The following is a 3,520-nucleotide window of genomic DNA, read 5'->3' as shown; positions in this document are numbered from 1 at the left end:
AAGACATACCTATCCGGTTGCCGAGAATCTGCTTATAAAGGAAGGGCAGCAGTCTTTCGATACGGTATGGACATCTGATATCACCTACATTCCAACAGATGAAGGGTGGCTGTACTTAGCGGGTGTTGGACTGACCCCCTACACTTGGACACGGAGCTAAAAAAGGTTAGAATACTGACGAGTTGAAAAAAGCCATAAAGAGCGTTCAGGGGAGAAATAGTGGTTTTTAGGGAGGTACCCAGATATAGGTTGTCCTGAGATAATCGATTCTGGGGCATTCTGTGGAACGATTTTCCTTTGGAAGGCGCTTAAGGCAGAAAGGAACTCGTAATGAGAGCAAGAAGGACACACAGTACAGCATTCAAGAGGCAAGTAATAGAAGAACTGCTGAGCGGGTCAGCGACAATGGGACAATTGAGCAGGCGTTATGAAATCTCCACAGGGCTAATAGGTTATTGGAAAAAACGATATAGCGAGGGTAGGCTTGTGGAAGGCAAGTCAGCGAATGTTAAATCCCTTGAGGCAAAGATAAGGGAGCTGGAGCAGATGGTCGGCAGGTTGACCATGGACAATGAGTTATTAAAAAAAGCCATGGAACATACACTACGAAAGAGAAGAGAGAATTCATTGCCGGTCACTGGCAGGAATTTGGAGGGGTTAAACGGGGGTGCGAAATGCTGAACATGGCACGGAGCAGTTATTACTACAAAGAAGGTAATGACTTCCGCAAGCAAGAAGAAGATGCTGACTTAAGGGACAGGATAGAGAAGATAATTGTAGAGCATGAGCGATATGGATATCGGCGTGTCACAGCACAACTGAAGCGTGAGGGGTTAAAAGTTAATCACAAACGGGTGCAGAGGATCATGCGGCAAGAGGGGTTGATCTGCAAAATCAAAAAGAGATGGATTATGACAACAGACAGCAAGCACAAGTACCTGGTTTATCCCAATCTGCTTAAGGGTACAAAGATAGACGGGGTCAACCAGGCATGGGTTGCTGACATCACCTACATTCGGATACTGACAGCATTTGTGTATCTGGCGGTAATTCTGGATGTCTTCTCACGAAAAGTGATTGGATGGGCAATTTCCCTGAAGATAGACACAGAGCTCACCAGGGCAGCCTTACGGATGGCGATTGAGATTAGGCGTCCTTCCGATGGATGCATTCACCATTCTGACAGAGGGGTACAATATGCGGCACACGAATATGTGGATGATCTTAATGCCGCTGGTATGAGGATAAGCATGGCGCGGAAAGGCAATCCGTATGACAATGCCAAGGCAGAGAGCTTCATAAAAACCCTAAAAAATGAGGAGGTGTACCTATGGGACTATAAGACCTTTGAGGATGTGAAGAGACGTATTCCTTATTTTATCGAGGAAGTGTACAATGAGAAACGGTTGCATTCAGCTTTGGGGTATTGTCCACCAAATGAATATGAATCACTGGTGGCAAACAACGAAAACAGAACCCGTCAGACCCTGCTAACCTCAGAGGTGCTTTGTGCCTAAACAATGGGGGTCACTCCATGAGACCATGACAATTTCGTTTTTATCCCAGCCCGTTCTATCTATAGCCCTTATCAGGGCGCTTAACAGAATTCCGTTACCACATCCCGGGCACCAGACAGTAGGAAATTTTTTGTCATGTCTGAGATACTTATGTATCAGCCTCGTAAGTTCAATCTCTTTTTCTTCTTCTATCATGGTACTGCCTCTTTCTTATGATATATGGTCTTTTATTGCTTTAAAAATCTCGGTATGTTTTATTATGGTTCCATCTACTCTATTTACCCGCACTACCGGATTGCAACATACCCGCTCGATCTCTCTTGCCATCTGACCCATATTCATCTCTGGAACTATAATAACCTTTGCATTTTCTGTATGCCTCTTAATGAATTTTTCCATAAAGGGCCAGAGTGTAATAAGTTTAATCAACCCCACCTTTATTCCTTGAATCCTTGCATCCTTTACAGCCTTCAATGCAGACCTGAAAGATGCACCGTAAGAAACCACGAGGATCTCTGCATCTTCTGTAAAGAACTCCTCTACCGACTGAATATCCTTGAGGTTCTGCTGAATCTTTCTGTGAAGTCGGTTTATAAAGGCTGGAACCTCGTCAGTTCGGGATGTCGGAAACCCTCTTATATCGTGCGTAAGACCCGTAACATGGTATCTATAACCATCACCGAATATCCCCATCGGTGGTATCCCAGCAGGTGTATCCTCGTATGGTATATACCACTCAGGAGGCATCGTTGGTCTTACCCTGTTAAAAACCTCTACTTCATCAAAAGAAGGCAACGCTACCTTTTCTCTCATGTGTCCGATAATCTCGTCAGAAAGGAGTATCACTGGTATCCTGTATCTCTCTGAAAGGTTAAATGCCCTTACTGCAAGCTCGAAACATTCTTTTACCGAAGAAGGTGAGAGCACCACAGCAGGGTGATCACCATGTGTCCCCCATCTTGCCTGCATCACATCACCCTGTGATGGGCTTGTTGGAAGACCTGTGCTCGGTCCACCTCTCATTACATTAACAATTACGCATGGAACCTCCGCAGCGATTCCAAAGCCGATGTTCTCCTGCATAAGTGAAAATCCTGGCCCACTTGTCGCAGTCATAGCCTTAGCCCCTGCAAGGGATGCCCCTATTACAGCACCGAGGCTGGCTATCTCATCCTCCATCTGTATGAAGCAACCTCCAAGTTCAGGCAGTCTTCTTGACATCATCTCTGCAATCTCTGAAGATGGACTGATAGGATAGCCTGCAAAGAACCTGCAACCAGAGGCTATCGCCCCTTCAACAATCGCCTCATTGCCCTGAAAGAGAATCTCTCTTTTAATCTTTTTACTTCTCATTACTTCTCACTTTTCACTTTACACTTTTCACTGTTTTTAATATCCGCCTCTTCATCCCTGTTATTGCAAAGTCAGGGCAGTGGACATCGCAGTTACCACATCTTATACATTTCTCTGGATATTTAGCATAGCACTTTTCATCCCTTGCAAGTGCAAGTACACCCTTTGGACAGACCGCTACACATATCCCACAGCCCTTGCACCATGAGGTAAAAATCTCTATGGGTATCTCTTTCTCTTTCTGAACTGCCTCTATGGGTGTCTTTGTTCTTTCCACTTCTTAACCGTCTTTCCTATTTCTGTTGGGTTTATTACAACCTCTACCTCTGCACTCCTGAGTGCATCTATCTTACTATCTGCACTACCTTTACCACCGGAGATTATAGCACCTCCATGCCCCATCTTTTTATCTGAAGGAGCGAATCTCCCTGCTATATAAGCAAACACAGGCTTATTGAATTCGGTCTTTATATATACCGCAGCGTCCTCTTCCATCGAACCACCTATCTCACCGATCAATACAACAGCCTCTGTTTCTTTATCATCCTTGAAAAGCCTCAGGACGTCAACAAAGTTGCTTCCGACAATCATATCACCACCAATACCAACACATGTTGATTGTCCTAATCCCTCAGTTGTTATCTGGTTAG

6 protein-coding genes and 1 pseudogene are annotated in these 3,520 nt (G+C 44.8%); 3 read left to right on the top strand and 4 right to left on the bottom strand.

What is annotated here, in order from left to right:
• The 3 genes and pseudogenes from AB1488_00900 (at position 1) to AB1488_00890 (ending at position 1,517) form a co-directional block, all read left to right on the top strand.
• Positions 1 to 127, top strand: a pseudogene (locus AB1488_00900) (IS3 family transposase).
• A gap of 203 nt (positions 128 to 330) precedes the next feature.
• Positions 331 to 681, top strand: coding sequence for a transposase (locus AB1488_00895; GenBank protein ID MEW6408657.1), 351 nt, complete (start codon positions 331 to 333; stop codon positions 679 to 681).
• Complete coding sequence (locus tag AB1488_00890; protein ID MEW6408656.1) at positions 579 to 1,517, top strand: IS3 family transposase; 939 nt, start codon at positions 579 to 581, stop codon at positions 1,515 to 1,517. The genes AB1488_00895 and AB1488_00890 overlap by 103 nt, the downstream gene beginning before the upstream one ends.
• On the opposite strand, the gene AB1488_00885 is transcribed toward AB1488_00890, so the two are convergent.
• From AB1488_00885 to AB1488_00870, 4 genes are all read right to left on the bottom strand, one after another.
• The gene (locus tag AB1488_00885) at positions 1,497 to 1,712 is read right to left on the bottom strand and encodes a hypothetical protein (protein ID MEW6408655.1); all 216 of its coding nucleotides are present in this window, start codon (positions 1,710 to 1,712) and stop codon (positions 1,497 to 1,499) included. The genes AB1488_00890 and AB1488_00885 overlap by 21 nt on opposite strands.
• Before the next feature lie 15 nt (positions 1,713 to 1,727).
• Positions 1,728 to 2,870 (bottom strand): 2-oxoacid:acceptor oxidoreductase subunit alpha, encoded by a 1,143-nt coding sequence (locus tag AB1488_00880; protein ID MEW6408654.1) that lies wholly within the window; start codon positions 2,868 to 2,870, stop codon positions 1,728 to 1,730.
• A 13-nt stretch (positions 2,871 to 2,883) separates the two neighbouring features.
• On the bottom strand, positions 2,884 to 3,147 hold the full coding sequence (locus AB1488_00875) for a 4Fe-4S binding protein (protein MEW6408653.1): 264 nt from the start codon (positions 3,145 to 3,147) through the stop codon (positions 2,884 to 2,886).
• A partial coding sequence (locus tag AB1488_00870) for a succinate--CoA ligase subunit alpha (protein ID MEW6408652.1) occupies positions 3,123 to 3,520 on the bottom strand: 398 nt, incomplete at its 5' end. The genes AB1488_00875 and AB1488_00870, both read right to left, overlap by 25 nt.

Source organism: Nitrospirota bacterium (genome assembly GCA_040756155.1).
In the GTDB taxonomy this organism is placed as follows: domain Bacteria; phylum Nitrospirota; class Thermodesulfovibrionia; order JACRGW01; family JBFLZU01; genus JBFLZU01.
The sequence above is the reverse complement of the archived record's forward strand: the minus strand, read 5'-3'. Positions and strand labels throughout refer to the sequence as shown.

Excerpts from the sequence above, each read along its gene's own strand:
- AB1488_00895 (MEW6408657.1), top strand. The coding sequence starts at position 331 with ATGAGAGCAAGAAGGACACACAGTACAGCATTCAAGAGGCAAGTAATA.
- AB1488_00880 (MEW6408654.1), bottom strand. The coding sequence starts at position 2,870 with ATGAGAAGTAAAAAGATTAAAAGAGAGATTCTCTTTCAGGGCAATGAG.
- AB1488_00885 (MEW6408655.1), bottom strand. The coding sequence starts at position 1,712 with ATGATAGAAGAAGAAAAAGAGATTGAACTTACGAGGCTGATACATAAG.